The sequence below is a fragment of the Rhizobium etli CFN 42 genome (genome assembly GCF_000092045.1).
Taxonomy (GTDB): domain Bacteria; phylum Pseudomonadota; class Alphaproteobacteria; order Rhizobiales; family Rhizobiaceae; genus Rhizobium; species Rhizobium etli.
Genome location: NC_007761.1, coordinates 1,039,857 through 1,064,545, shown reverse-complemented (window position 1 = coordinate 1,064,545; position 24,689 = coordinate 1,039,857). Strand labels below are relative to the sequence as shown.

The 24,689-nt window shown below is 64.3% G+C and carries 26 protein-coding genes and 1 pseudogene; 16 read left to right on the top strand and 11 right to left on the bottom strand.

The window, feature by feature from the left end:
* Positions 1–128: 128 nt before the first annotated feature.
* From RHE_RS05140 to RHE_RS05130, 3 genes are read left to right on the top strand one after another with little or no spacing between them, the layout of a single operon-like run.
* Positions 129–1,037 (top strand): MBL fold metallo-hydrolase, encoded by a 909-nt coding sequence (locus RHE_RS05140; protein ID WP_042119185.1) that lies wholly within the window; start codon positions 129–131, stop codon positions 1,035–1,037.
* A gap of 21 nt (positions 1,038–1,058) precedes the next feature.
* Positions 1,059–1,508 (top strand): thiol-disulfide oxidoreductase DCC family protein, encoded by a 450-nt coding sequence (locus RHE_RS05135; RefSeq protein WP_011424359.1) that lies wholly within the window; start codon positions 1,059–1,061, stop codon positions 1,506–1,508.
* The gene (locus RHE_RS05130) at positions 1,505–3,226 is read left to right on the top strand and encodes an SDR family oxidoreductase (RefSeq protein ID WP_011424358.1); all 1,722 of its coding nucleotides are present in this window, start codon (positions 1,505–1,507) and stop codon (positions 3,224–3,226) included. Before RHE_RS05135 ends, RHE_RS05130 begins: the two co-directional genes overlap by 4 nt.
* A gap of 15 nt (positions 3,227–3,241) precedes the next feature.
* Here RHE_RS05130 and RHE_RS05125 read toward each other — a convergent pair.
* Positions 3,242–3,412: pseudogene (locus RHE_RS05125) on the bottom strand (VOC family protein); the annotation flags it as partial.
* Positions 3,413–3,612: 200 nt separating this feature from the next.
* Between RHE_RS05125 and RHE_RS05120 the strand changes: the two are divergent.
* The 3 genes from RHE_RS05120 (at position 3,613) to RHE_RS05110 (ending at position 5,855) form a co-directional block, all read left to right on the top strand.
* Positions 3,613–4,065, top strand: coding sequence for an NUDIX hydrolase (locus tag RHE_RS05120; protein WP_011424357.1), 453 nt, complete (start codon positions 3,613–3,615; stop codon positions 4,063–4,065).
* A complete protein-coding gene (locus RHE_RS05115; protein WP_042118029.1) occupies positions 4,062–5,060 on the top strand; it encodes an extracellular catalytic domain type 1 short-chain-length polyhydroxyalkanoate depolymerase in 999 nt (332 codons plus the stop codon). The genes RHE_RS05120 and RHE_RS05115 overlap by 4 nt, the downstream gene beginning before the upstream one ends.
* Positions 5,061–5,174: 114 nt before the next feature.
* Entirely contained in the window at positions 5,175–5,855 is a 681-nt protein-coding gene (locus RHE_RS05110) for a peroxiredoxin-like family protein (protein WP_011424355.1), read from the top strand.
* Positions 5,856–6,018: 163 nt separating this feature from the next.
* Here RHE_RS05110 and RHE_RS05105 read toward each other — a convergent pair whose 3' ends face one another.
* Positions 6,019–6,924: a DUF1499 domain-containing protein gene (locus tag RHE_RS05105; protein WP_011424354.1), complete on the bottom strand. Its 906-nt coding sequence runs from the start codon at positions 6,922–6,924 to the stop codon at positions 6,019–6,021.
* Between the two features lie 343 nt (positions 6,925–7,267).
* Between RHE_RS05105 and RHE_RS05100 the strand changes: the two genes are divergently transcribed.
* Positions 7,268–7,657, top strand: coding sequence for a hypothetical protein (locus RHE_RS05100; RefSeq protein WP_011424353.1), 390 nt, complete (start codon positions 7,268–7,270; stop codon positions 7,655–7,657).
* An 86-nt stretch (positions 7,658–7,743) separates the two neighbouring features.
* On the opposite strand, the gene RHE_RS05095 is transcribed toward RHE_RS05100, so the two are convergent.
* A complete protein-coding gene (locus RHE_RS05095) occupies positions 7,744–7,989 on the bottom strand; it encodes a hypothetical protein (RefSeq protein WP_042118027.1) in 246 nt (81 codons plus the stop codon).
* 121 nt (positions 7,990–8,110) lie between these two features.
* On the opposite strand from RHE_RS05095, the gene RHE_RS05090 reads away from it, so the two are divergent.
* Positions 8,111–8,302, top strand: coding sequence for a hypothetical protein (locus RHE_RS05090; RefSeq protein ID WP_041678836.1), 192 nt, complete (start codon positions 8,111–8,113; stop codon positions 8,300–8,302).
* Positions 8,303–8,700: 398 nt separating this feature from the next.
* On the top strand, positions 8,701–8,976 hold the full coding sequence (locus tag RHE_RS05085; RefSeq protein ID WP_042118024.1) for a hypothetical protein: 276 nt from the start codon (positions 8,701–8,703) through the stop codon (positions 8,974–8,976).
* A 9-nt stretch (positions 8,977–8,985) separates the two neighbouring features.
* Here the strand turns inward: RHE_RS05085 and ppdK are convergent, their stop codons facing one another.
* On the bottom strand, positions 8,986–11,652 hold the full coding sequence (ppdK, locus tag RHE_RS05080; protein WP_011424350.1) for a pyruvate, phosphate dikinase: 2,667 nt from the start codon (positions 11,650–11,652) through the stop codon (positions 8,986–8,988).
* 881 nt (positions 11,653–12,533) lie between these two features.
* Between ppdK and RHE_RS05070 the strand changes: the two genes are divergently transcribed.
* On the top strand, positions 12,534–13,187 hold the full coding sequence (locus RHE_RS05070; RefSeq protein WP_011424348.1) for a glutathione S-transferase family protein: 654 nt from the start codon (positions 12,534–12,536) through the stop codon (positions 13,185–13,187).
* A 5-nt stretch (positions 13,188–13,192) separates the two neighbouring features.
* On the opposite strand, the gene RHE_RS05065 is transcribed toward RHE_RS05070, so the two are convergent.
* The 4 genes from RHE_RS05065 to RHE_RS05055 form a co-directional block, all read right to left on the bottom strand.
* The gene (locus RHE_RS05065) at positions 13,193–16,654 is read right to left on the bottom strand and encodes a chromosome segregation SMC family protein (RefSeq protein ID WP_011424347.1); all 3,462 of its coding nucleotides are present in this window, start codon (positions 16,652–16,654) and stop codon (positions 13,193–13,195) included.
* Positions 16,655–16,757: 103 nt separating this feature from the next.
* Complete coding sequence (locus RHE_RS05060) at positions 16,758–17,531, bottom strand: DsbA family protein (RefSeq protein ID WP_187331728.1); 774 nt, start codon at positions 17,529–17,531, stop codon at positions 16,758–16,760.
* Between the two features lie 393 nt (positions 17,532–17,924).
* The gene (locus RHE_RS31460) at positions 17,925–18,122 is read right to left on the bottom strand and encodes a hypothetical protein (protein WP_073990365.1); all 198 of its coding nucleotides are present in this window, start codon (positions 18,120–18,122) and stop codon (positions 17,925–17,927) included.
* Positions 18,122–18,619: a DUF721 domain-containing protein gene (locus tag RHE_RS05055; RefSeq protein ID WP_042119181.1), complete on the bottom strand. Its 498-nt coding sequence runs from the start codon at positions 18,617–18,619 to the stop codon at positions 18,122–18,124. The genes RHE_RS31460 and RHE_RS05055 overlap by 1 nt, the downstream gene beginning before the upstream one ends.
* Before the next feature lie 96 nt (positions 18,620–18,715).
* Between RHE_RS05055 and mutY the strand changes: the two genes are divergently transcribed.
* Genes mutY through RHE_RS05040 form a run of 3 tightly spaced genes read left to right on the top strand, consistent with a single transcriptional unit; the run spans position 18,716 to position 20,806 of the window.
* A complete protein-coding gene (gene mutY / locus RHE_RS05050; RefSeq protein WP_011424344.1) occupies positions 18,716–19,819 on the top strand; it encodes an A/G-specific adenine glycosylase in 1,104 nt (367 codons plus the stop codon).
* 2 nt (positions 19,820–19,821) lie between these two features.
* Positions 19,822–20,436, top strand: coding sequence for an HAD family hydrolase (locus tag RHE_RS05045; RefSeq protein ID WP_011424343.1), 615 nt, complete (start codon positions 19,822–19,824; stop codon positions 20,434–20,436).
* Between the two features lie 4 nt (positions 20,437–20,440).
* Positions 20,441–20,806, top strand: coding sequence for a nuclear transport factor 2 family protein (locus RHE_RS05040; protein WP_020920604.1), 366 nt, complete (start codon positions 20,441–20,443; stop codon positions 20,804–20,806).
* A gap of 98 nt (positions 20,807–20,904) precedes the next feature.
* Here RHE_RS05040 and RHE_RS05035 read toward each other — a convergent pair whose 3' ends face one another.
* The 3 genes from RHE_RS05035 to RHE_RS05025 all read right to left on the bottom strand — a co-directional run bounded on the left by RHE_RS05035 (position 20,905) and on the right by RHE_RS05025 (position 22,841).
* Positions 20,905–22,047 (bottom strand): site-specific DNA-methyltransferase, encoded by a 1,143-nt coding sequence (locus tag RHE_RS05035; RefSeq protein ID WP_011424342.1) that lies wholly within the window; start codon positions 22,045–22,047, stop codon positions 20,905–20,907.
* 117 nt (positions 22,048–22,164) lie between these two features.
* Positions 22,165–22,515, bottom strand: a complete 351-nt coding sequence (locus RHE_RS05030) for an antibiotic biosynthesis monooxygenase family protein (RefSeq protein WP_011424341.1) — start codon at positions 22,513–22,515, stop codon at positions 22,165–22,167.
* On the bottom strand, positions 22,512–22,841 hold the full coding sequence (locus RHE_RS05025; protein ID WP_011424340.1) for an NIPSNAP family protein: 330 nt from the start codon (positions 22,839–22,841) through the stop codon (positions 22,512–22,514). Before RHE_RS05025 ends, RHE_RS05030 begins: the two co-directional genes overlap by 4 nt.
* A 70-nt stretch (positions 22,842–22,911) precedes the next feature.
* Here RHE_RS05025 and RHE_RS05020 point away from each other — a divergent pair, with 70 nt between their 5' ends.
* The 3 genes from RHE_RS05020 (at position 22,912) to RHE_RS05010 (ending at position 24,689) form a co-directional block, all read left to right on the top strand.
* Positions 22,912–23,598, top strand: coding sequence for an ArsR/SmtB family transcription factor (locus RHE_RS05020; RefSeq protein ID WP_011424339.1), 687 nt, complete (start codon positions 22,912–22,914; stop codon positions 23,596–23,598).
* A gap of 224 nt (positions 23,599–23,822) precedes the next feature.
* Positions 23,823–24,293: a hypothetical protein gene (locus RHE_RS05015; RefSeq protein WP_042118019.1), complete on the top strand. Its 471-nt coding sequence runs from the start codon at positions 23,823–23,825 to the stop codon at positions 24,291–24,293.
* Between the two features lie 51 nt (positions 24,294–24,344).
* Positions 24,345–24,689, top strand: a complete 345-nt coding sequence (locus tag RHE_RS05010; protein WP_011424337.1) for a hypothetical protein — start codon at positions 24,345–24,347, stop codon at positions 24,687–24,689.

Below are 24,689 nucleotides of genomic sequence, written 5' to 3'. Positions count from 1 at the left end.
GCCTGATTAGCAAAGCTCTCCGTTTGTCACAATGACTAAGTTGCGCATCGGGCAGATTTATGCGCTGCAGAGCGCAGCGGCCCATGCTAGGAATGGGCGACGTCATCGGCCGCGAGATCATCGCCTTCATGGAAAGCCCCGCATTCGACCTTGCTTTCGTGCCGGCCTATGGGCGCGCCGTGCCGGTGGCGCCAGGGGTCGAGCGGATCACGGCGGAGAATCCCGGGCCTTTCACCTTTTACGGCACCAACAGCTATATTGTCGGCGGCTCCTCGGTCGCGGTCATTGATCCCGGGCCGGAGGACGAGGCGCATTATCTAGCGCTGATGGCGGCGCTTGCCGGCCGGGAGGTGACGCATATCTTCGTCAGCCACACGCATCGCGACCACTCGCCGCTTTCCCGCCGGCTGCAGGCGGCGACCGGGGCGGTGACGGTGGGCCAGGGGCCGCACCGGCCGGCACGGCGGCTCCGGGATGGCGAGATCAATCCCTTTTCCGAAAGCGCGGATCTCGCCTTCGTGCCCGATATTGCGCTCAGTGACGGTCAGACCCTATCCGGCGATGGCTGGTCGCTGACCTCGGTGGCCACACCGGGGCACACGGCCAATCATGCCGCCTTCGCGCTCGAGGGCCGCGACATCCTGTTTTCAGGTGATCATGTCATGGCCTGGTCGACCTCGATTGTCGCGCCGCCGGATGGCTCGATGGCCGATTACATGGCCTCACTCGAGCGGCTGATAGAACGCCAGGACCGCCTGCTGCTGCCAGGCCATGGCGGGCCGGTCACGCAGCCTGCCGCCTTCCTGCCGGGCCTGAAGGCGCACCGGCTGGGGCGCGAGCGGGCGATCCTCGAGCGCATCCGGGCGGGCGACCGCGCGATAACGGAGATGGTGAAGGCGATCTATCGCGATACCGATCCGAAGCTCTATGGCGCGGCAGCCCTTTCCGTGCTCGCCCATATCGAGGATCTCGTCGAGCGCGGCGAGATCGCGGCGGATGGGCCGCCTTCTCTTGCCGCCACCTACCGGCTGTTGTAAGCGGGAGATGGGGAGATTACCATGGCGCGCGCCGCTTACAGCTATCGCGATGATGCCGATGTGCCGGATTTTGCCGATGACCAGCCGCTGATCGTTTTCGATGGCGAATGCGTCTTCTGCTCCGGCTGGGTGAAATTCGCGCTGAAGCACGATAGGCAGCGGCGCTACCGCTTCCTCGCCGCCCAGTCGCCGCTCGGCGCCGCACTCTATCGGCATTACGGGCTGAACGAGCGCGATTATGAAACCAATATCCTCATCGAGAATGGCCGCGCCTTCTTCAAGTCGGATGGTTCGATCCGCATGGTGGCCGGCCTCGGCTTTCCCTATTCGCTGGTGAAGCTCTTCCGGCTCTTGCCGCGGCGTCTTGCCGATGCGCTTTATGAATTCATCGCCCGCAACCGGCTGAAGATCGCCGGCCGGCAAAGCTGCATGGTGCCGACGGCGGAGCAGCGCAGCCGCTTCATCACATGAGCGGCGGAGCATTTTCCCTGCTGATCATCGGCGGCTACGGCACCTTCGGCGGCCGGCTCGCCCAGCTGCTCGGCGAGGAACCGAGGCTCCGGCTGCTGATCGCCGGCCGCTCGCTTGAAAAGGCCGACGACTTCGTCGCCGATATGAGATCGCCGAAAGGCGGCGCCGGGCGGCTCGGCAGCAACGATCTCGGCGCATGGCTGCAGGCAGTGGCCTTCGATCGCGATGGCGATCTGACCGAGCAGCTGACACGGTTGAAGCCCGATCTCGTCGTCGATGCCTCGGGGCCGTTCCAAAGCTTCACCGGGGATGGCTACAAGCTGGTGCAGGCCTGCATGGCGCTTGGCATCGATTATGCCGATCTCGCCGACAGCACCGGTTTCGTCGCCGGCATAAGCGGGCTCGATGCGCAGGCAAAGGCAAAGGGCACCTTCGCTCTCTCCGGGCTGAGCAGCCTGCCGGCGCTGTCCTTCGCGGCGCTGGAGGCGATGGCGCCGCATTTCTCCCGCATCGAAAACGTGGCGGCGGGCATCGCCCCCTCGGCGCATGTGAAGATCGGCCTCAATGTCGTCAAGGCGATCTCAAGCTATGCCGGTAAGCCGGTGCCGGTGCTGCGGGAGGGGCGGCCGGTGGAGGGATGCGGGCTGATCGATCAGATGCGGGTGACGATCGCGCCGCCTGACGCGGCGCCGCTCGCCAGCCGCACCTTCCTGCTGGTGGATGCGCCCGACCTTGCGCTGCTGCCCTCCCGCTTTGCCGGGCTGCAATCGACCTTCACCGGCGTCGGCACCGAGCCGCAGGCGCTGCAGCACCTGCTTTCCGCCGCCGCCCGGCTGGTGAAGATCGGGCTCCTGCCCTCGCTCAAGCCGTTTGCGCGGCTGATGCAGGGCGCCAGCCATCGTTTTGCCATCGGCGATCATCGCGGCGGCATGTTCGTCCGCCTGGGCGGGGTCGATCGCGAGGGGCGGCGGCTGACGGCGGACTGGTCGCTGATTGCCGAAGGTGATGACGGGCCGTTCATCCCGGTTCTCGGCGTCGAGGCGCTGGTGCGCCGGCTGCTTGAAGGCAAGCGGCCGGAAAGCGGCGCGCGGCCGGCGGCGGGGGAATTGTCGCTTGCGGATTTCGAAGCGGCTTTCCGGCGGTTCAAGATCACCTCAGGTATCCGGCTGGACTACGAGGAGGAGGCCCAGCCGCTCTATCGGCGCATCCTCGGCAGCGCCTGGCAGCAGCTGCCGCCGGCGCTTGCCGCGATCCATGCGGGCGGCACCCGCCTCGCCTCCGGCCGGGCGCGGATCGAGCGCGGCGGCGGGTTCCTCGCCCGGCTCGTCGCCGGCGTGATCGGCTTTCCCCCGGCCGGCGAGGATGTGCCGGTCGCGGTGCGGTTTGTCGCCGATGGCGAGAGGGAGATCTGGACGCGGTCTTTCGGGGCGAAGACCTTCCGCAGCTGGCAGGCGGCGGGCACCGGCCGCGACCGCCACCTGCTCGCCGAGGTGTTCGGGCCGTTCCGGGTGCTGCTGGCGCTGGTGCCGGAGGGGCAGAGGCTACGGCTCGTGGTGCGCGGCTGGCGGTTTCTCGGGGTCCCGCTGCCGCTGTTCCTGGCGCCGGGCGGCAAGACCTATGAGGAGGAGCGCGACGGGCGCTTTCACTTTCACGTGGAGATCGGCGGGCGGCTGACCGGGCTGGTGGTGCGGTATTCGGGGTGGCTGGTGCTGGAGTGAGGCGCTTGCCCGGCATCAACGGCCGGCGAAACGACGTCTATCGGCTTCGGTGACGGGCGTATGGAGGGCGACGCGTATGCCCTCGGGATCGGAAAACTGCGCTGTCCGATTGTCCCACCGCAGATCCTTGGGTGCGTGCACGAAGGTGACCTGGTCCATGAGCCGCGCGAATTCCGCATCGACATCCCCTGCGCGGACCTTGCCGGTTCTCGCAAAAGATCGGAACCAACCACGGCGTTGAGGGCTTCCTGTGCGGGTCGAGCTTGTTTTGGGTCTCAGACGACAACGTGAACTCCGGCTGCCGGAGGAACCAACTCAACACGGACCAGACTGTCATGGTTCGATGCTACAGCTCTGAAGCAAGATAGGAAAAATCGAAAACAGCCATGCTCCACGCTCACGATCAATCCAACTCGACAATCGCAACCGTCCGCGATGTTCAGCAGGCGGGTGCGATCTGTTATCGAAGAAACGGAAGCGGGCAGCTTCGCATCCTTCTCGTGGGAAGTCGTCGGAATGGACGATGGGGCGTTCCGAAAGGCAATCTCGACCCCGGCGAGACGACACCTGCAGCGGCAAGGCGGGAATCTTTCGAGGAAGCGGGCGTCGTTGGCGATGTGGAGGCGACAGCCTTCGGTTCGTTCAGCTACCGCAAAGACAGCTCGCCGCATCACTACCATGTCACCGTTCATCTGCTGCACGTCGTCGAGGCGCAACTTGATTTCCCCGAGAAGGGCACGCGCAAACAGAAATGGTTTCCTTTGAAAGTCGCGATCCGAGATGCGGCACAGCCCGGCTTGAAGGCTCTGCTTTCCAGGCTTGAAGGCGTGGTCCTTTGAAGCTCGGCTTCACCAAATCGCTGTCGGGACTACTGAAGACGCGACGGAGAGCCGCGCGCCTGTTGGAGAAGGCATGGAGCCCGCTTGGCCGCAAGCCATCGAGGCAGGAGCGACCGAGGCTCCAGACGACCGCCGCATTTGGCAGCAATCCCGGAAGGCTCGTGATGAAGACCTTCGTGCCCGCCGATCTGCCAAGCAAGCCGGCTCTTGTGGTGGTGCTGCATGGATGCCGCCAGACGCCGGAAAGCCTGGACGCCGCCAGCGGCTTCTCGAGACTGGCCAGGGAGAGAGGGTTGGTGGTGCTTTATCCGCAGCAGATTCACAGCAACAATGCTCACAAATGCTTCAACTGGTTCCGTCCGAGCGAGGTCGCTCGGGATCGCGGCGAGGTGCTTTCCGTCAAGCAGATGATTGACCATGCCCTGAAACGACATCGAGCCGATCGCACGCGCGTTTACATTGTCGGCCTTTCTGCCGGCGGAGCGATGACAGGTTCATTGGTCGCCAACTATCCCGATATGTTTGCCGGTGCCGCCATCGTCGCCGGAATGCCGGTTGGCGCCGTGCGCGATGCAATGTCAGCGCTGCGGGCGATGAAGTCCGGCGCGACACCGCCTTCGGATGGCTGGGGTGCAAGGATTGCCGAAATCTCCCCTGGCCGACGGTCCTGGCCGCCGATCAGCATCTGGCAGGGGACTGCGGATCGCACGGTCAACCCGGCAAATGCGGGGGCTTGCGTCGATCAATGGCTTGAAGCGAACGCTGTTGATCGAAGCAGCGTCCGTGTCGAGAGGAAGCCTTGGGGCGAGTTGTCCTCCTGGAACGCCGGAGGTGCACGCCGCGTATCGCTCTATTCAATCCACGGCATGGGGCACGGTCTTCCCGTCAAGAATCGAAGGCCGGGTCGCTCAGGATCGACAGACCCATTCGTGCTGACAGCGGACATCTCGGCTCCGGTCGAACTGATGCGTCTGTGGCGTCTGCCAAGGCGGTAAGCATGACTGGCCACTTCAGGCGATCTCAACATCGGGCGCTGGGTCTTCTTGCGACGAGTGCTATATTCAATTTCGGTCGTTTCACCTGAGACGAGCCGCGAAAGGAATTATTCCATGGCAGACAAGAAGCGCCCGCTGCAGCCTGGAAACACCGCGCCCGCGTTCGAGCTCGCCACAGCCAATTTCGACGGAACGGTCTCTTTGGCCGACTTGAGCGGCCGGCCGTTCCTGATCGGCTTCTTTCGCGGGCTGCACTGCCCCTTCTGCCGACGCCAGCTCGAACAGCTTGCCGGCATCGAGCCCACCCTCAACGCCGCCGGCGTGAAGACCGTGGCCGTTATCAACACGCCGGTGGAACGCGCTCGCCTGTATTTCCGCCACCGTCCGACGCCGGTGACGCTGCTCTGCGATCCCGACTGCCGCACGCATCGGGCCTATGGTGTACCGCATGCCGAGTTCCAGCCCGATGGCAGCAGCGAGCCGCCGGAATGGCCTTACACCGCGACGATGGCGCAGTTTCAGGCGGCGCGCATCAATCCCACGGGCGAGTTCCCGGAACCGCTCCAGCCGATGGAAGCCAACACGATCCTCAACGCCAAGGACCGCTTCGAGCTTGATGAAGCCGATCAGGCGATCTTCGCCAAGCACGCCACCCAGCTCGTCGGGCACTTCCTGGTCGATCAGAACGGCACCATCGCCTGGGCACAGATGGAGGCGCTGGACGGACCCAGCAGCCTTTGCATCTTCCCGACTGCCGCGGAGATCATCGCCGCCGTGGGTGAGCTTGCACGCTGATCTGTATCGTTTTCGGTTGGTGCCAGGGATGCTGGCGCTTTGCGCCACCGGTGGCCGGGTCGAGTCTGCCGCCCCCCTCCCGGCCCTTCGCTTGGGCTCAGGGCGTTCGCCGCTGCAATCGATTCACTGGATCGATTGCTGCCGCCTTTGGCGGCACCGCGGCTCACCCACCCGCAATCCCCAAGAGTTCGGCGTCGAGCGCCTTCAGATAATCGTCGGCGATTTCGGCGCTGAAGCCGAGGTCGTGCTGGCCGTAGCGGGAGGCGACGCGGATGTCGACGAAGGTGGTCTCGGCCTCTTCGCGCAGCCGGATGATCATATCGAAGCGCAGGCCGAGGATCAGCGTGCGGGTGGTTGCCTGCAGCGTCACGCCGTTGGCGCCACGGATCAGCTTGGCGACGTCGTCGTCATAGGGGCGCGGCGTCGGCACGGGAATGATGCCGGGCGCGTCGGTCACGGCATCGTCGCCGGGGGCGGGCTTTGCCGGCCTGTCCTCGATATCGCGGTCCGGCTCGCTCGTGCCGGTGCTCTTGACGATTACAAAGCCGCTCTGCTTGGCGACCTTGCGCACCGCTTCCAGCACGCGGTCGAGCGCGCCTTCGTAACGCCGGCCGGTCAGTTCGGGATAGGCTGAAATCTGCTTTTCGCGATCTTCGGGAGTCACGAGATTGCGCTTCAGCCAGATCTGGTCGGCCTTCGGCGGCGACAGCCAGTCCGGTTCCGAGACCGGATCGGTGGAGACGTCATAGATGTCAGGCAGCGTCATGTAACGCTCGGCGGCAAAGGCGCCGATGCCGAGCGGAAAGGCGGCGTAGATCAGCGCCGCCAGTGCGGCAAGCCCGCCTTCGGCCCCGGTCATCCAGAGGCTGCGCAGGCCGATTGCGGCAAGCAGGGCGGCAAGCAGCGCGAAGCCGGCGGCGGTGAACAGCAGCAGCACGAGATAGGGCGTGGCGAGCCCGCCGAAGCGATGGGCGATCAGCACGGCCAGCGCCAGAACCAGCGAAAATGCCCCGAGCAGCCGCGAAAAGCGGGCGGCGCTTGAAACGGGGCGGTCGTAGCGGATGGCCATCAAACTTACCGGTTGCTCCTCAGCGCCGCGTCCTCAACCACGCAAATCGCCATAACCTGTTTAGAGCATGATGCCGAAAAGTGTGAAGCGGTTTTCGGACGACATCATGCTCTATTTCTTTGATTTAGATCCGGATTCAGATTTTAGGCCGGCCCGGCCTAAATCATCCGGATCTGGGGCAAGATTCGGCTGAATTGAAACTGTTGTCTCGGAATATCAGATGGAATTCACCCGAGATGGCCGAGGCGCTGGCCGGACCGGATTCATGAGCCCTTGCTGATATGCCAAAAAAAGGCCATTCTGCCGCGGTTTCATCTCCAGGATCACGGACAGGAGAGACGGGATGATTTCACCCGAGATAGCAGCAAGGCCGCAGGCGTCTGCGCTTGGCGGGATCGATCACGCCGAACCGACGCTGCCGATGGAGCTCGTCGAGCTCGAACTTTCACTCGAAGGTTATGCCGGCGGCGATGCCGGCTTCTGCGAGGCGGTGCGCCAGGCGGCCGGCCGTTCCGGCGGCGAACTGCTGTTCGACCTGCCGGCCGCGGGGCTTATCGCCGATTGCCGGCGCATCGCGGTGCTGCGCATCCCCGACGGCGGCAGCGAGATGCGCGTCGTGCTGGCGCTGCTCGATCATGCCGGCACCGAGATCCGCATGCAGGCGCCCGATGAGGAGACCGCGCATCTGGTGCGTTTCGCCGATGCCTTCGTCGAGGTGCTGGAGCGGATCTGAAGCCTGTTTTTCCGCAATTCCCGGCAAAGGCGCTTCGCGCTTTGCCGGGGAAAACCGCTGCGGACTTTTCCTGGAATTGCTTTGTTTCAGCGCCGCTCGGCTGCGGCTTCCGCCAGGCTGCGGAAGGGAAATTTGCGGCCGCACTCGCACTTGATCATGAAGCTTTCCTGGTGATTGGCAGCGCGCTGCACGCCGAAGCCGCGCGGCAGCTGATCGACCTGGAAATCTGGATGCTTGCGCTTGGGATCATCGATCTCCGAAGCCTCGGCAAAACCCGCATTGCCGCATTGCGGGCAGTTCAGCTTCTTCGAAAATCGATCGCGGATGGCCATGCTCGTTCCAATATTTGCAAGCCCCTCATACAGAGGAATCGCCCTTGTGCATAGGAAGGTGGGCGGCGAAAGTGGAACCATCTGCCTGGGCTGCCGTTCCTTTTTTCAAAAGGAGGCGATCATGCCCAACAGAGACCCGATACCGAATGCCGATACCCCACGCGGCCCGACGCCAACACCCGGCATTCCCGACCGAACCCAGGAAAAACCACCGCTGACACCGGCGCAGGACCCCGGCGATACGAAAAACCCGCAAGACCCGCCGCTCGATCCGGCGCTGCTGCCGATCGGGGATCCGGCTGGGGCGGCGTGAAAGCCTGATGAGAGCGCATACTCACGCTCCCTCCTTCCTGTCCTCAGGGCTTTGCCCGAGGGATGTCACAGGAATGAGGGAGAATGAGGAGAGTGCCCTCAGCCGATCTCCCCCTTGTGGGGGAGATGTCCGGCAGGACAGACGGGGGTGCCCCTGCCGCTACGCGAACCAAAACAAAGGGCACGATCACCATAATTGATAGTATGAAAGCCGTCCGACTGCGACGCACTGAGGGCTTTGAACCCCCCTCTGCCCTGCCGGGCATCTCCCCCACAAGGAGGGAGATCGGCAGGTGGCCGGCGCCTCGCGAAAAACGGGCGCTTCTCCCGGGGCGGCAGTCGCAACTTGACGCCCGCACACGAATGGCATTTCCTCCGGGAAAAGCAAGGAATACCCCGATGCGCGTCCCTCTTATCTTCACCATCCTCGCCCTCGCCGCCAGCCTTTCCGCCTGTCAGACGATGACGCCGGAGGAGCGGCGGGCGGCGGATGAGCGGCAGTGCCTGAGCTACGGTTTCCGCCGCGGCACGGATGGGTTCGCCACCTGCCTGCAGCGCATCGATCTCGACCGGCGGGCCGAATCGCGGGCTGCGAGCGCGGAGATGATGGACCGCATGGCCTGGGATCTGAACGGGCCCTATATCTACCGCGATCGCTGGCGCTATCGTCACTGACGGGCCGGCTTACCTGCTCGCGGCAATGACCGCCTGCGCCGCCGCAAGCCTTGCGATCGGCACGCGGAAAGGCGAGCAGGAGACGTAATCGAGGCCGATCGTTTCGCAGAAGCGGATCGAGGCCGGGTCGCCGCCATGTTCGCCGCAGATGCCGAGCTTCATGTCGTTGCGGGTGCGCCGGCCGCGTTCGGCAGCGATGCTGATCAGTTCCCCCACCCCGTCGAAATCGAGCGAGATGAAGGGGTCGTGCTCGATGATGCCCTTGCGCTGGTAGGTGGGGATGAAGGCGGAGGCGTCGTCGCGCGAGATGCCGAAAGTGGTCTGCGTCAGGTCGTTGGTGCCGAAGGAAAAGAATTCCGCCGCCTCGGCGATCACATGGGCGCGCAGGGCGGCGCGCGGCAGCTCGATCATCGTGCCGACGAGATAATCGATCCTCATGCCGGCCTCGGCCATGACCTCGCTGGCAATGGCGTCGATGCAAGCCTTGACGTAATCGAGCTCGGAGCGCAGGCCGACGAGCGGCACCATGATCTCGGGCACGACGGCAGCGCCGGTCTCATGGGCGGCCGCCACCGCCGCCTCGAAGATGGCGCGGGCCTGCATCTCGACGATTTCGGGATAGGAGATCGCCAGTCGGCAGCCGCGATGGCCGAGCATCGGGTTGAACTCGTGCAGCGCATCGACGCGCTGGCGCAAAGCCTGCGGCTCCATGCCCATGGCGAAGGCGACCTCGGCCACCTCGTCATCGGTCTTCGGCAGGAATTCGTGCAGCGGCGGATCGAGCAGGCGGATCGTCACCGGCAGGCCGTGCATGACGGTGAAGAGGCCGGTAAAATCCAGGCGCTGCATCGGCAGCAGCTTGTCGAGCGCCAGCCGCCTGCCCTTCTCGTCTTCGGCCAGGATCATCTCGCGCATCACATGGATGCGCTCGCCCTCGAAGAACATGTGTTCGGTGCGGCAAAGGCCGATGCCCTCGGCGCCGAAGGAGCGGGCGGCGCGGGCATCGGCCGGCGTATCGGCATTGGTGCGCACCGTCATGCGGCGGGCGCGGTCGGCCCAGCCCATGATGCGGCCGAAATCGCCCGACAGTTCCGGCTGAATCATCGGCACCTCGCCCTTCAGCACCTGGCCGGCCGAGCCGTCGATGGTGATGATATCGCCCTTCTTCAGCGTCACGCCGATGCCGAGCAGCCGCTCGTTGCGTTGATCGATGCGCATGGTGCCGGCGCCGACGACGCAAGGCGTGCCCATGCCGCGGGCGACGACCGCCGCATGGCTGGTCATGCCGCCGCGCGTCGTCAGGATGCCTTCGGCGGCATGCATCCCATGAATATCCTCCGGGCTGGTCTCGACCCGGAGCAGAATGACCTTGCGGCCTTCCGATTCCGCCTCCACCGCCTCTTCGGCGGTGAAGACGATGGCGCCGGTCGCCGCCCCCGGCGATGCCGGCAAGCCGGTGCCGATCACCTGGCGGGTGACGCGCGGATCGATCGTCGGGTGCAGCAGCTGGTCGAGGCTGGATGGTTCGATGCGCAGCACCGCCTCCTCCTCGGTGATCACGCCCTCGTCGACCATGTCGACGGCAATCTTCATGGCGGCGCGGGTCGAGCGCTTGCCGGAGCGGGTCTGCAGCATCCACAGCTTGCCGCGCTCGATGGTGAATTCGATATCCTGCATGTCGCGGTAATGGATCTCGAGCTCGCTGCAGATGCGGCTGAGCTCGTGAAAGGCTTCCGGCATCAGCTTTTCCATCGAAGGCTTGTCGGAGCCGGAGGAAAGCCGCCCCTCTTCGGTGATGCTCTGCGGCGTGCGGATGCCGGCAACGACATCCTCCCCTTGCGCATTGACGAGGAATTCGCCGTAAAGCGCCTTCTCGCCGGTCGAGGGGTTGCGGGTGAAGGCGACGCCGGTCGCCGAGGAATTGCCGAGATTGCCGAAGACCATAGCCTGAATATTGACCGCGGTGCCCCAGCCTTCCGGAATATTGTGCAGCTGCCGGTAGGTGACGGCGCGCGCGCTCATCCAGCTGGAAAAGACGGCGCCGACCGCGCCCCAGAGCTGGACTTCCGGATTCTGCGGAAACTGCTGTCCCAGTTCCTCCTCGATCAGCCTCTTGTAGAGGAAAACGACATGCTGCCATTCGGTGGCGCTGAGCTCGGTATCGAGTTCATGGCCGAGCTTGGCCTTCTCGTCTTCGAGGATCTCCTCGAAGACGTCGTTGCCGAGGCCCATGACGACATCGGCATACATCTGGATGAAGCGCCGGTAGCTGTCCCAGGCAAAACGCGCATCGCCGGCATCATGGCCGAGCGCCTGCACGGTCTCGTCATTGAGGCCGAGGTTCAGCACGGTGTCCATCATGCCGGGCATGGAGACGCGGGCGCCGGAGCGCACCGAAAGCAGCAGCGGCTGGCTGGTGGAGCCGAAATGGCGGCCGGTGATCGCTTCGATCGCCGCTATGCCGTCGCGCACCTCGGCCTTCAGCCGGTCGTCGATATGACCGCCATTTTTATAATAGGTGTCGCAGGCGCTGCTGACGATCGTCAGCCCCGGCGGGACGGGAAGACCGAGAGCGCACATTTCAGCGAGGTTGGCGCCCTTGCCGCCGAGAATCTCATGGTCGCGCGCGCCACCCTCAGCCTGTCCGTCGCCGAACCTATAGACCCACTTGGTCATCTTCCCCCCAACACCAGATCGGGATCAGCGTGATCCCTCGGCTGCCGACAAGCCTCGCTCTTTTCTCGGCGTCATCCTCGCGCTTGTGGCAAGGGTCTGCTGCGTATCACCGGTTGCAGATGCTCGGAACAAGCCCGAGCATGACGAAAGAGAAGCAGGCAGGCAGTGTCGTCGGCATGAGAGATCAACTTAATGCCTTGGAGTTGAAATGAAAATCGACAAATACGGCAAAAATGCTGCGCCGCACAATAATTTTCGCGAGAGTGGCTGCCGAAGGCATGAAGCTGGCCCGATGGGAAGAAGGCATAAAAAAAGCTTTGCGGGACCGCAACAATGTCCCGCAAAGCCTTGTTTCCGTCCGGCCAGGAAAACCGGACGGGGGGTCCCTCAACCCAGGACGGTTCATGGAACCGCCCTGATCTTCGTTTGTGCAATACCTCAGGATTTCCCGGGATTGCTCAAACACCTTCCGGATCCTTGCCCTCTACCCGGAAAGCGCATCGCAAATTCGACAATGCACAACGCTGACCGCCCGTTTTTCAGCAAGTCATCAGGTTGCGTTGAAACAACTTCTAATGCAAGTCACAGAAAAGAGCATCACCCAAATAGGGTACGGACCGCAAGACAGCCGACCTTTTTTGGTGTTTATCGTCGAATGCGGGAAAATTGCTCGCGATTTGTGCGGATTCCGTCTCGAGCGCCGTGCCGAGGCGACGGCGCCGCTCGCCGCCATGGCCGACGGATCCTGCCGAAATGCGGCGAGGCAGATCCTGCACCGATTGCAGGCGGCCGAGGCGGAGAAGACTGACGCTCGACCCCGGCGGAATGTCGGGATCCGGTTTGGCCGAACGTCTTCAAGGTGACAAGCGATGGAGAAAGCGATGACAATCACCATTACCGCCTTTGAACGTTCGCCCGATCGGGGCCGCGGCCTCGCGCGCGACATGCGCGTTCGCTGGGCGCTCGAGGAAGCGGGCCAACCCTATGAGGTTCGCCTCGTCTCATTCGAGTCGATGAAGCAGCCGGCGCATCTGGCGCGCCAGCCTTTCGGGCAGATCCCGACCTATGAGGAAGGCGATCTTACCCTGTTCGAATCCGGCGCAATCGTCCTGCATATCGCCGAGCGCCATGGCGGCCTGTTGCCGGAGAATGCTCATGGCCGGGCGCGGGCGATCGCCTGGATGTTTGCCGCGCTCAACACGGTGGAGGCGCCGATCTTCGAGCACAGCCTCGCCAGGATCCTTGAGCGCGACGAGCCCTGGTACGAGCAGCGCCTGCGTGCCCTCGAGGGCAGCATCCACAGGCGGCTGGACAGTCTTGCCGCCCATCTCGGCGACGCCGACTGGCTCGACGGCGCGTTCAGCGCCGGTGACTTGCTGATGGTGTCGGTGCTGCTGCGGCTGAAGTCATCCAACATATTGGACGATTATCCCAGTCTTGCCGCCTATGTCGCCCGCGGCGAAGCCCGGCCGGCCTATCAACGCGCCTTCGCCGCCCAGCTCGCAGTGTTCCAGGCCGCATCGGCGGCGAACTGACCTGATTACGCAATCTCGCGCAGGCGTTCGGCCGTCTGCAGGTCGACGGAGACGAGGGTGGAGACGCCCTGTTCGGCCATGGTGACGCCGAAGAGGCGGTTCATGCGGGCCATGGTGATCGGGTTGTGGGTGATGATGACGAAGCGGGTTTCGGTGGAGGCCGCCATTTCGTCCATCAGGTTGCAGTAGCGCTCGACATTGTGGTCGTCGAGCGGTGCATCCACTTCGTCGAGCACGCAGATCGGCGCCGGATTGGTGAGGAAGACGGCGAAGATCAGCGCCATCGCCGTCAGCGCCTGCTCGCCGCCTGAGAGCAGCGTCATGGTCTGCGGCTTCTTGCCGGGCGGGCGGGCGAGGATTTCGAGGCCGGCTTCCAGCGGATCGTCAGATTCGATCAGCTGCAGCTCGGCGGTGCCGCCACCGAAGAGATGGGTGAACAGCCGCTGGAACTGGCCGTTGACGACGTCGAAGGCGGCGATCAGCCTCTCGCGGCCTTCGCGGTTCAAGCTCTGGATGGCGCCGCGCAGCTTGCGGATCGCGTCGATGACGTCGTCGCGCTCCTTGATCAGCGCTTCGAGCTTTTCGCTCAGCTCCTTCTGTTCCTCGTCGGCGCGCAGGTTGACGGCGCCGAGCCGCTCGCGCTCCATCTTCAGCCGCTCCAGCTCGCGCTCGACCTCACGCGGGTCGGGCAGCGCCTGCATCGGCTGCAGCCCGGTGAGCCGCAACGCCTCGTGCGGCGGCACGTTCAGCGCCTCGCGAATGCGGCTTTCGCTTTCCTGCCGCCGCTCGCGGGCCGAAACCAGACGCTCCTCGGCGCGGCCGCGGCGTTCGCGATATTCGGCAAGCTCGGAAAGCGCGGTCGCCGCCTTATGGTCGGCTTCGCGCTGGATACGTTCGGCCTCGGCGAGCAGATCGCCGGCATGACGGCGCGCCTCCTCGGCCTTCTGCAATTCGGAAAGCAGAGCTCGGCGCTTGTCGTCGAATTCATCCGGGGCCATTTCCAGATCGGCCGCCTCTTCGCGCGCCTCTTCCTCGCGCTCGCGCAGCGTCGCGACGTGATCCTCGCCGCTTGCCGCCCGCTGGCGCCAGGTTTCGCGCTCCTGGCCGATCGCCATGATGCGGCGCTGGCGGGCCTCGTTTTCCCTTGCCAGGCTTTCGTGGCGGGCGCGGGCCTCGGCGAGCGCGCCGCGGTCGGTCGCCACCTCCGCCTGCTGGAAGCGCAGCCGCTCGTCGATATCGGTCAGATCGGGCGCATCCTCCAGCTCGATGCGGGCATTCTCTGCCTGGACGCCGATCTCCTCCAGCTGTGCGCCCAGCTGGCTGGCAGCCTCGCTGACGACGTCGCGGCGGCGGATCAGATCGCCGGAAGCACGCTCGGCCGCGGCAAGCGCATCGCGGGCTTCTGCGAGATGACGCGCCGACAGGCGGCTCATGTCGCGGGCTTCAGTGAGCCGGCGCTCTTCCACCCGGATTGCTTCGGCGGCGGCGGCCTGCCGCTCCTCGGCTCCGGCAAGCACGTCGCGGGCGATTTCCGCCTCGCTTTCGAGTTCGGCAAGCCGGTTTTTCTGGGCGAGGCGCAGCGCCGCCGCACTCGGCGCGTCGGCGCCGGCGACATGGCCGTCCCAGCGATAGACGGCGCCCTCCTTCGTCACCAGCCGCTGGCCGGGTTTCAGCGCCGCCATCAGTGACCGCGCGTCCGTTTCCGCGACCAGGCCGATCTGGCGCAGGCGACGGGTCAGCGCCGGCGGCGCGCTGATATGGGCAAGCAATGGTGTGGCGCCTGCGGGAAGGCCGGGATCGCCGGCGCCATCGCCATTCTCCGACCAATGGGCCGGCGCCTCGGCATCAAGCGGCGACTCCAGATCGTCGCCAAGTGCCGCCCCGAGCGCCGTTTCGAAGCCGCCCTCGACCTTCAGTTCTTCGGCAACCGGCGCAAATTTCCCCGACGTCGCGCCGGCGGCGAGCATGCGGGAAATGGTGCGGGCCTCGGTTTCGACAGCATTGAGGCCGGCGCGGGCCTGATCGACCGGGGCGCGCGACACGGCCTCGGCCTGGCGGGCAGCGGCGAGCGCCTGTTCGACCGTCTGAACGGCGGCTTCCGCTTCGGCGAGCGCGATCTCGCCGGCCTCGACGATCGCCCGCTTCTCGTCGGGATCCGGCAGGCCTGATATCTTCTCGCCGATAGCCGCAAGTTCCTGGTTGGCCTCGTTCATCTGCCGCTCGAGGCGCATGCGGCGGTCGGCGAGATCGCGGATGGCGCGCTCCAGCTGGTTGCGGCCGGCAGCCGCCTCGGCACGCTCGGCGGTCAGCTGGGTGAAGATGCGCTCGCTGTCGGCAAGCTTTGCCGCCGCGCCCTCGAAGACCTCGCGGGTTTCCTCGGCATAACGGCCGGAATCGGCGAGGATTTCCGAGATTTCAGCCTCTTCGGCATCGAGCTTGGCAAGGATGACGGCGTTGTCGGCGACCAGCCGTTCCTCGCGCCTGATATCTTCGGCCAGCTGGGCAAGGCGGCGGGTCAGCTCGTCACGGCGGCGCAGGATGCGGCCGGCATCCTCCTCCAGCTGGCTCCTGGCGATCTGCAGGCGCTGCAGGGCGGCGGCGGCTCGCGCCTCGCCCTCGCGCAGTTCCGGCAGCTTCAGGCTGGCGATGCCCTGGTTCTTCGCCGCTTCCATCTGGGCCTGCGCCTTTTCGGCGACGATGACGGTCGCCTGGTTGAGCGCGCTGTCGGCCTCGGCCTCGGCCTCCTTGGCCTGCACCCAGCGGATATGCAGGAGCATCGCCTCGCGGGCGCGGATATCGGCCGACAGCGTCTTGAAGCGGTTGGCCTGGCGGGCCTGGCGCTTCAGACTCTCGATCTGGCTTTCGAGCTGCGAGGTGACGTCGTCGAGACGTTCGAGATTGGTTTCGGCGGCGCGCAGGCGCAGTTCTGCCTCGTGGCGGCGCGAATGCAGGCCGGAGATGCCGGCCGCCTCTTCCAGCAGCTGGCGGCGAGCCTGCGGCTTCGCCTGGATCAGTTCGCCGATGCGGCCCTGGCCGACCATCGAGGGCGAACGGGCGCCGGTGGAGGCGTCGGCAAACAGCAGCTGCACATCCTTGGCGCGGCTTTCCTTGCCGTTGATGCGATAGAGCGAGCCCTGCTCGCGCTCGATGCGGCGGGTGACCTGGATCTCATCGCTGTCATTGAAGGCGGCGGGCGCGGTGCGCTCGCCATTGTCGAGATAGAGCGCCACCTCAGCCGTGTTGCGGGCTGGGCGGTTGCCCGAACCGGAGAAGATCACGTCATCCATGCCGGAGGCGCGCATGTTCTTGTAGGAATTCTCGCCCATCACCCAGCGCAGCGCTTCGACAAGGTTGGACTTGCCGCAGCCGTTCGGGCCGACGACGCCGGTCAGCCCCCGCTCGATGATGAATTCCGTCGGCTCGACGAAGGATTTGAAGCCGACCAGGCGCAGCTTGTTGAACTTCATGCAGAAGCTCCGGGGCGGAGGGGGGTGCTCCTTGCTCCACCGCAGCCACAAAAAAACGGGCGCACAGCTTTCGCCGTCGCCCGTTGTGGTCGAACGATCCGGTTCAGATGAGGCTGTCGATGAGCTTCGACATGGTGTCAACCGGCATGTCTCCAGAATAGCGCTTGCCATTGATGAGGAAGGTTGGCGTGGCATTGACGCCGAAATCCTTCGATCCCCTTTCCCGCGTGGCGTTCACTTCATCCAGAAGCTTCTGGTTCGTCAAGCATTTCGTGAAGCTATCCTCAGTAAATCCGGCAAGCTTCGACATCTGCAGCAGTGCGGCGCGGCCGTCATCGGCGGCGGCCCAGACCTGCTGCTGCTTGAACAGCATTGATACCATCGGGAAATACTGTTCCGGCGTGCTCAGCTGCCCCGGATTGGCGGCGCTGCAGCGGGCGAGCATGAAGGCGGCGGCGGCACGCGGGTCGAAGGGGAATTCGCGGATGATGAACTGCACCTTGCCGGTATCGACATATTTCTGCTTGATGGCGTCGAAGGTGGTGTTGTGGAAATGGGCGCAATGCGGGCAGGTCATCGACATATATTCGACGATCTTGACCGGGGCATCGGCCTTGCCAAGCGCCATCTCAGGCAGCGCGCCGGGCTTAAGCACCTCGGCCATATCGACATCGCCGTCGGACTGCGGCATGTCGGTGGTCGCCGACGTCGCCGCCGTCTCAATGGTATCGACATTGGTGCCGTCGGCCATGGTCTTGCCGGAGGACGACGCATCGGCAGCGTCCTTGCTGTCGTTGCAGGCGGCAAGCGCTGCGGCAGCTGCGGCGATGGCGATGCCACCCAGGAGGCGGCGTTTCGTCAGTTGCATTTCGGACATCTGCATGGATTCCCCATAGGTATGAGCGTGACGGCATGACTGTGCGATATAACGGCTGACGGCCGCTCACAAGCCACGGTTCGCCAACTTCCTTCAAAGAATTGTGACCGTGATGGGACCGAGAGCCCGACCTAGCGTCCGAAATGCGCGATTCTCAGTTTCGGTGGAAGGCCGAAGGTACCGCGGCCGCCTCGAAAACCAAAATGTGACCACACGAGCAGGGTCCGATGTCATGAGATTCGCGCTCTGGGAGATCGTCGCCCGCCCCTCATCCGGCTGCCGCCACGTTCTCCCCGCTCGCGGGGCCGCAACCTCTCGGTCCCTCGCCAACGTCTCGCATGGCACGTCCCCTCGCCCCGTTTACGGGGAGAGGGCTAGGGTGAGGGGCAGTCACTAGCGCGAACAGGACTCAGTGTTCATCCGTTCGGCATGCCGGCTTTCCAGCCGCCCAAAAACCGCATCGGCATCAATATCGGCACTCGGATCATCTATCGCCTCGCGGATTTTTCGACGCATGATTTCATCGCTTGCGTCCACTTGCCGGCCATGCCCAGTCTTGGCATTAAGGGTCAACTCTGGCGTCTTGCTCATTAGCGCCCACTCGCCCGCTTGCCCATCACCGCGGTGCCCAGCCGCTGGATCGCCTGGCGCAGCTTGTCGCCCTCGATGCCTTCCATCATGCCTTCGAGCTTGCGGGCGGCTTCGCCTTTCAGCGGCTGCGGAGTGCGGGAGCGGCGGGCGAGGCTTGAGACCGGCTTCTGGACGATGCGGATCTGGTGGACGGCGGCGAAGCCGAAGAAGCTGTTGATGCGCTGGATCAGTTCGCCCTGGGCATGGGTGAGGAAAAGCGCGCGCGCACCTTCGCAGGCGATCGTCAGCACGCCGGGGCGGAAGCTGCCGTCATCGCCGCCGCCGCGGGCCCAGGCGATCTTTTCCGGGCGGGTGCAATCGGCGAAATCCTCGCCGGCGATTTCGCTCCAGGAGCCGAGCAGCGCCGTGTTGATGCCGGCGCGGCGCGCCAGGACAGGATCGATCAGCCCGTTCGCCAGCTCGGAAATCTGCTTTGCACCTTTGCGTGGATAACTCATCGAAAACCTTGGGCGCTGCCGCGAAGTGACGGGACCGACTTGATCGCGCGGCATTGCTTCGCCAAGTATAGGCACTTCCCCCGATCCCGGCAAATCATGACGATCACGACACTCGACACGCCCTCCGCCAAGCCCCTGCTCGACTGGTACGACCGCCACCACCGCGATCTGCCCTGGCGCATCTCACCCGGCATGGCGGCACGCGGCGTCAAACCCGATCCCTATCGTGTCTGGCTGTCGGAAGTGATGCTGCAGCAGACGACGGTGCAGGCGGTCAAACCCTATTTCGAGAAGTTTCTTGAGCGCTGGCCCGAAGTGACCGACCTGGCCGCGGCCGAGAGCGATGCTGTCATGGCCACCTGGGCGGGGCTCGGCTATTACGCCCGCGCCCGCAATTTGAAGAAATGCGCCGAGGCCGTGGCAAAAGAGCATGGCGGCGTTTTTCCCGACACCGAAGAGGGCCTCAAATCGCTTCCGGGCATCGGCGATTATACCGCAGCAGCCGTCGCTGCCATCGCGTTCAATCGGCAGGCTGCCGTGATGGATGGCAATGTCGAGCGGGTGATTTCAAGGCTTTATGCGATCGAGGCGCCGCTGCCGGCCGCCAAGCCGGCGATGAAGGCGAAGGTGGCGCTGCTGACGCCGTCAGGCCGGCCCGGCGATTTCGCCCAGGCAATGATGGATCTCGGGGCGACCATCTGCACGCCGAAGCGGCCGGCCTGTTCGCTCTGTCCGTTCCGCAATGCCTGTCAGGCACTGAAGCTTTCCGATCCCGAGCTCTTTCCGGTCAAGGCGGCGAAGAAGGAAAAGCCGGTGCGCCATGGCGCGGCCTTTATCGCGGTGAGCGGCGATGGCGAGATCCTGCTCAGGCGGCGCGCCGAAAGCGGGCTGCTCGGCGGCATGACCGAGGTGCCGACGACGGCCTGGACGGCGCGGCTCGACGGCGAGACCTCTTCTGCGGCCGCGCCCTTCGAGGCGGCCTGGCAGGCCTGCGGCACCGTGATCCATGTCTTCACCCATTTCGAGCTCCGACTGTCGATCTGGCGGGTGGCGATCGCCGCAAAGCCGAAGTCGCGTGATGGCGTGAATGACGAATGGTGGGAGCCGGTTACAAATCTTGAAGCGCAGGCGCTGCCGACCATCATGAAAAAAGCAATTGCAGCGGCTATTCCTCTCGCATTCAAAACAGGCAAGGCATGACCATGACGACTGAGATAAAACATATCGTTTTCGATATCGGCAAAGTCCTTATTCATTACGATCCGCACCTTCCCTTCGCACGCCTCATTCCCGATGAAACGGAGCGCAACTGGTTCTTCGCCAATATCTGCACCCATGACTGGAACATCGAGCAGGACCGCGGCCGCACCTGGGAAGAGGCCGAGGCGCTGCTGATTGCCGAGCACCCGGCCCGCGAAGAGCACATCCGCGCTTTCCGCAAACACTGGCACGAGATGGTGCCGCACGCCTATGACGAGAGCGTCGCAATCATGGAAGGGCTGATCGCCGAAGGCCGCGACGTGACGATGCTGACCAACTTCGCCTCCGACACCTTCCGCGAGGCGCAGGAGCGCTTTCCCTTCCTCAAGCTGCCGCGCGGCGTGACCGTTTCCGGCGATGTTGGCCTGATCAAGCCCGATGCCGCAATCTACGACAGCCATACGAAGAGCTTCGGCCTCGATCCGAAGGCGACGATCTTCATCGACGACGCGCCTGTTAATGTCGAAGGCGCCAAGACGTTCGGCTGGAACGCGGTGCTGTTTTCGGGCGCCGAGAAGCTGCGCAACGATCTCGCCGCTTACGGATTGAAGGTCTGAGACCATGGCTTTCGACCCGGCAGAGGAAATCGAGCGCTTCCACGGCGCCATCAACGCTCTCGATTTTCCCGCAATCGAGGCCTATTTCGCCGAGGACGCGACCTATGTCTCGAACGGCGTCGGCAGCCTTGCCGGCCGCGAAGAGATCATGGCCGCCTTCCGGCGCTATTTCGACGATTATCCCGATCAGACGGCGGAAAATTCGATTGTCGAGACGCTGACGCCGCTGTCGGGCCGGGCGGTCTGGTCGCTGCGCGCCACCCACAGCAAGACAGGCAAGCCGCTGATCCGCGAGGGCGAGGAGACAATCACCTTCAATACGGTAGGCCGCATCATCCGCGTCGACGTCACCGATTACAAGGATTTCTAAAATAGAAGACGCCCGAGGTTTGAACCCCGGGCGCCTTGGCCTTCTCCCGCAACTGGAGGAAACCGGAAGAAGGTATTTCGATCTTGCGAAAGTGCTGCTCACTCCACCTTTGCCAGATCACTGCGGATGACGGACCTGAGATCGTCGATCGGGCGCAGGGACTGCCCGTCTTCGAAATGCCAGAAGGTCCATCCGTTGCATGCATCGAGACCCTGCACCTTGGCGCCGAGACGATGAATGGAGCCGGCCTCGCCGCCTGAGGCTACCGTGCCGTCGGCGCGCACGATCGCGCTGTAGCGGCGCTTGGCGTCAGTCAGCACCTGGCCGGGCTTGATCAGGCCGCTTTCGACGAGCACGTTGAAGGCGACGCGAACCTCGGCCTTCTTGCCGGTCATGACGGTCAGCTCCGCCTTCCCCAGCGGCTCGACGGCGGCGATGCGGGCGGATGCCGCATCGATATAATCCTGCTCGCGCTCGATGCCGACGAAGTGGCGGCCGAGACGCTTGGCGACGGCGCCCGTCGTGCCCGAGCCGAAGAAGGGATCGAGCACGATATCGCCTGGTTTAGTCGAGGCCATGATGACGCGGGCGAGCAGCGCTTCCGGCTTCTGGGTCGGATGCACTTTCTTGCCGTCCTCGCCCTTCAGCCGCTCATTGCCGTTGCAGATCGGGAACAGCCAGTCGGAGCGCATCTGCACATCGTCATTGGCGGCCTTCATCGCATCGTAATTGAAGGTATAGCCCTTGGCCTTGGCATTGGGGCTCGCCCAGATCATCGTCTCATGGGCGTTCTGGAAACGGCGGCCCTTGAAATTCGGCATCGGATTGGTCTTGCGCCAGATGATGTCGTTGAGGATCCAGAAGTTCAGATCCTGGAGCGTCGCACCGACGCGGAAGATATTGTGATAGGAGCCGATCACCCAGATCGAGCCCGTCGGCTTCAGGACGCGGCGGCAGGCAAGCAGCCAGGCGCGGGTGAAGGCATCATAGGCCTCAAAGGAAGCAAACTGATCCCATTCGTCATCGACCGCATCGACCAGCGACTGGTCGGGACGATGCAGCGTTCCGCCGAGCTGAAGATTATACGGCGGGTCGGCGAAGATGACGTCGACCGAGTGGGTGGGCAAGGCTTCAAGGGCGCTGACGCAATCGCCCTTGATGATCGTGTCAACCCAGGAGTCCGTCCGGGAACCCGGCTTGACGGAGGCCTTGAGGTCGGCAAGCGGAAAAACTGATGCCATTCTGATACTCACTCATACGCTCTACGCTTAACTCTCCGTTATGGTTACGCAACTTAGTTACCAAAGCCTGAAGCGGTGGCCGATTTCGGGAAATTATTGCAGGGCTATCCTCCCTCGTCACGCCGGGTCATGCACCCTGCGGCTGTCGGCCGGCGCCTCGTCGCGTTCGAACATGCCGTAGTCGCGCAGCACGCTGGCGATGCGCAGGCGATAGTCGGCAAAGATGCCGCCGCGGCCGGCTTGCTGGGCGGCCCGATGGGCTTCGACATTGCGCCATTGCCGGACGGCCTCCTCGTCGCGGAAGAAGGAGAGCGACAGCAGCTTGCCGCGGTTCGTCAGGCTTCCGAAACGCTCGATCGAGATGAAGCCGTCGATTTTCTCGAGTTCTGATCGCAACTCGCCGGCGAGATCGAGATATTTGTGGCGTTCGCCCATATACGGCATGACTTCGAAGATGACGGCGATCATGGCAGCACCAGCTTGGCGTGAGGGGCGGAGACGTTTTTGAGGAAGATGCGGTCTTCCTTCAGGATAAAGGCTTCGCGCCTGGCGAATTCGTAATTGTCGCGGCCGAGCGGGTCGGCGGCCAGCCTGGCGCGATAGGCTTCGTAGGCAGCGAGGCTTTCGATATTGTAGACGCCGTAAGCCGTCGTCGCCGATCCCTCATGCGGGCCGAAATAGCCGATCAGGTCGGCGCCATTCCTCGGGATCGCCTGACCCCAGTTGCGGGCATATTCGGCGAAGGCCTCCTTCTTGAAGGGATCGATCTCGTAGCGGATGAAGCAGGTGATCATCAGGTTCTCCTTTGTGCTTCCCCCGTTTTCGCACATTGCCTGACGACAATGCTTCGGTTAGGATCGAACTATGAAGGAAGGACCAGACATCGCGCAGATCGGCGCCCTGATCGGCGATCCGGCGCGGGCCAACATGCTGGCGGCGCTGACCGGTGGCCGGGCGCTGACGGCGACCGAGCTTGCCGGCGTCGGCGGCATCACGGTGCAGACGGCAAGCACGCATCTTGCCAAGCTCGAAGCAGGCGGGCTGCTTACGCAGCGCAAGCAGGGGCGCCACCGTTATTTCACGCTGGCCGACGAGGCCGCCGCCCGGCTGATCGAAAGCATGATGGGCTTTGCCGCCGGGCGCGGGCATCTGCGCCACCGGCCGGGGCCGAAGGAGCCGGCGCTGCGCAAGGCACGCATCTGCTACGATCATCTGGCCGGCGATTACGGCGTGCGCATGCTCGACAGCCTGATTGCCTCAGGCGCGATCGACGCGGTCGGCGACGGCCTGGCGCTGACGGAAAAGGGCGAAAACGATCTCAGACGCATCGGCATCGATGTCGGCACCCTCCGATCGTCGCGCCGACCGCTTTGCCGCTCCTGCCTCGACTGGAGCGAAAGACGAGCGCATCTGGCCGGCAGCCTCGGCAAGGCGCTGCTGTCGAGCTTCCTCGACAAGGGCTGGGCCCGGCGCATCGCCGAGAGCCGCTCGATCATCTTTTCGCCAGAAGGCGACCGGCAGTTTCTGACGCTGTTTCCGGTCGAGGGGTAAATGGTTGCGAAGCTGCAGCCGAGCGAGCTCGGACGGCGCTCGCTCGATGCCATCGGACTAAATGATTCCCGCGAACAGCCCTCTGCTTCTGCGGCTCGGACCAAGGTCCGAGGCCTTTCCGACTGAATGCCCAGCATAGGAACAGCCTGATCCAACCGAAGTTTGTCAGGGAGCTGTCCATCCTCTCCGGATGCGGCAGTTGCTCAACAACAAACGGAGGAACCATGATGAAGGTAACCCATCTGGCGTTGGCAGCGGCACTTCTGGCCGGCACGGCGGCGTCCGGCTTCGCGCAATCGTCCAGCACGACCGGCACCGGCGGTTCGACGGCCGGCGGCGGAACTGCGAGCAGCACCGTCGGGACTGGTGGCAGCTCTGCCGGAGGCACCTGCCCGGACGGTACGACGACCTGCAAATCCGGCACGTCTTCGACGACCGCCACCGGCGGCTCATCGGCCGGCGGCGGCACGTCCAGCAGCACGGTCGGCACCGGCGGTTCGGCCGCAGGCTCGGGCGATGCGAATGCGGCATCGAGCGTCGGCACCGGGGCTTCGTCGGCTGACGGGGACAAGACCGGCAGCACGGTAGGCACCGGCAGCAGTGCGGCAGGCACCTCGCATGACAACCAGGGCAAGAAGGGCTGCGCGCCCGGCCAGGTCAAGAAGGATGCCCCCGGCACCGAGGACTGCAAATGATCCCGGGCCGGCGCCCTTGCGGCGCCGGCCAAACCCTTCGGAGATAAACTAATGACCCGGTTTTCGACAATCGCACTCGCCGCTTCGCTGGCTGTGATCGCCGGCCCAACCATGTCGGAGGAGATCAAGCTCGATGACGGAACGACCTGCACGATCGTTCAGTCACAGGCCGGTAATACGTCCACCACCGTGACGGCTGGCAATGGGCAGGTGTCTTCCTCGACCACAACTGGGAGCGGGTCGGCCGGCTCGTCCTCATCATCCGCCTCTGCCGGCTCCTCGGCCGGATCCGGAAGCGTCGACAGCTACTCCACCGCAAGCATCACCCGGCCTGACGGCACCGTCATCACCAAGCGTTCCGATGGGACCTGTTCGGTAACGAAACCTGCGAAATAG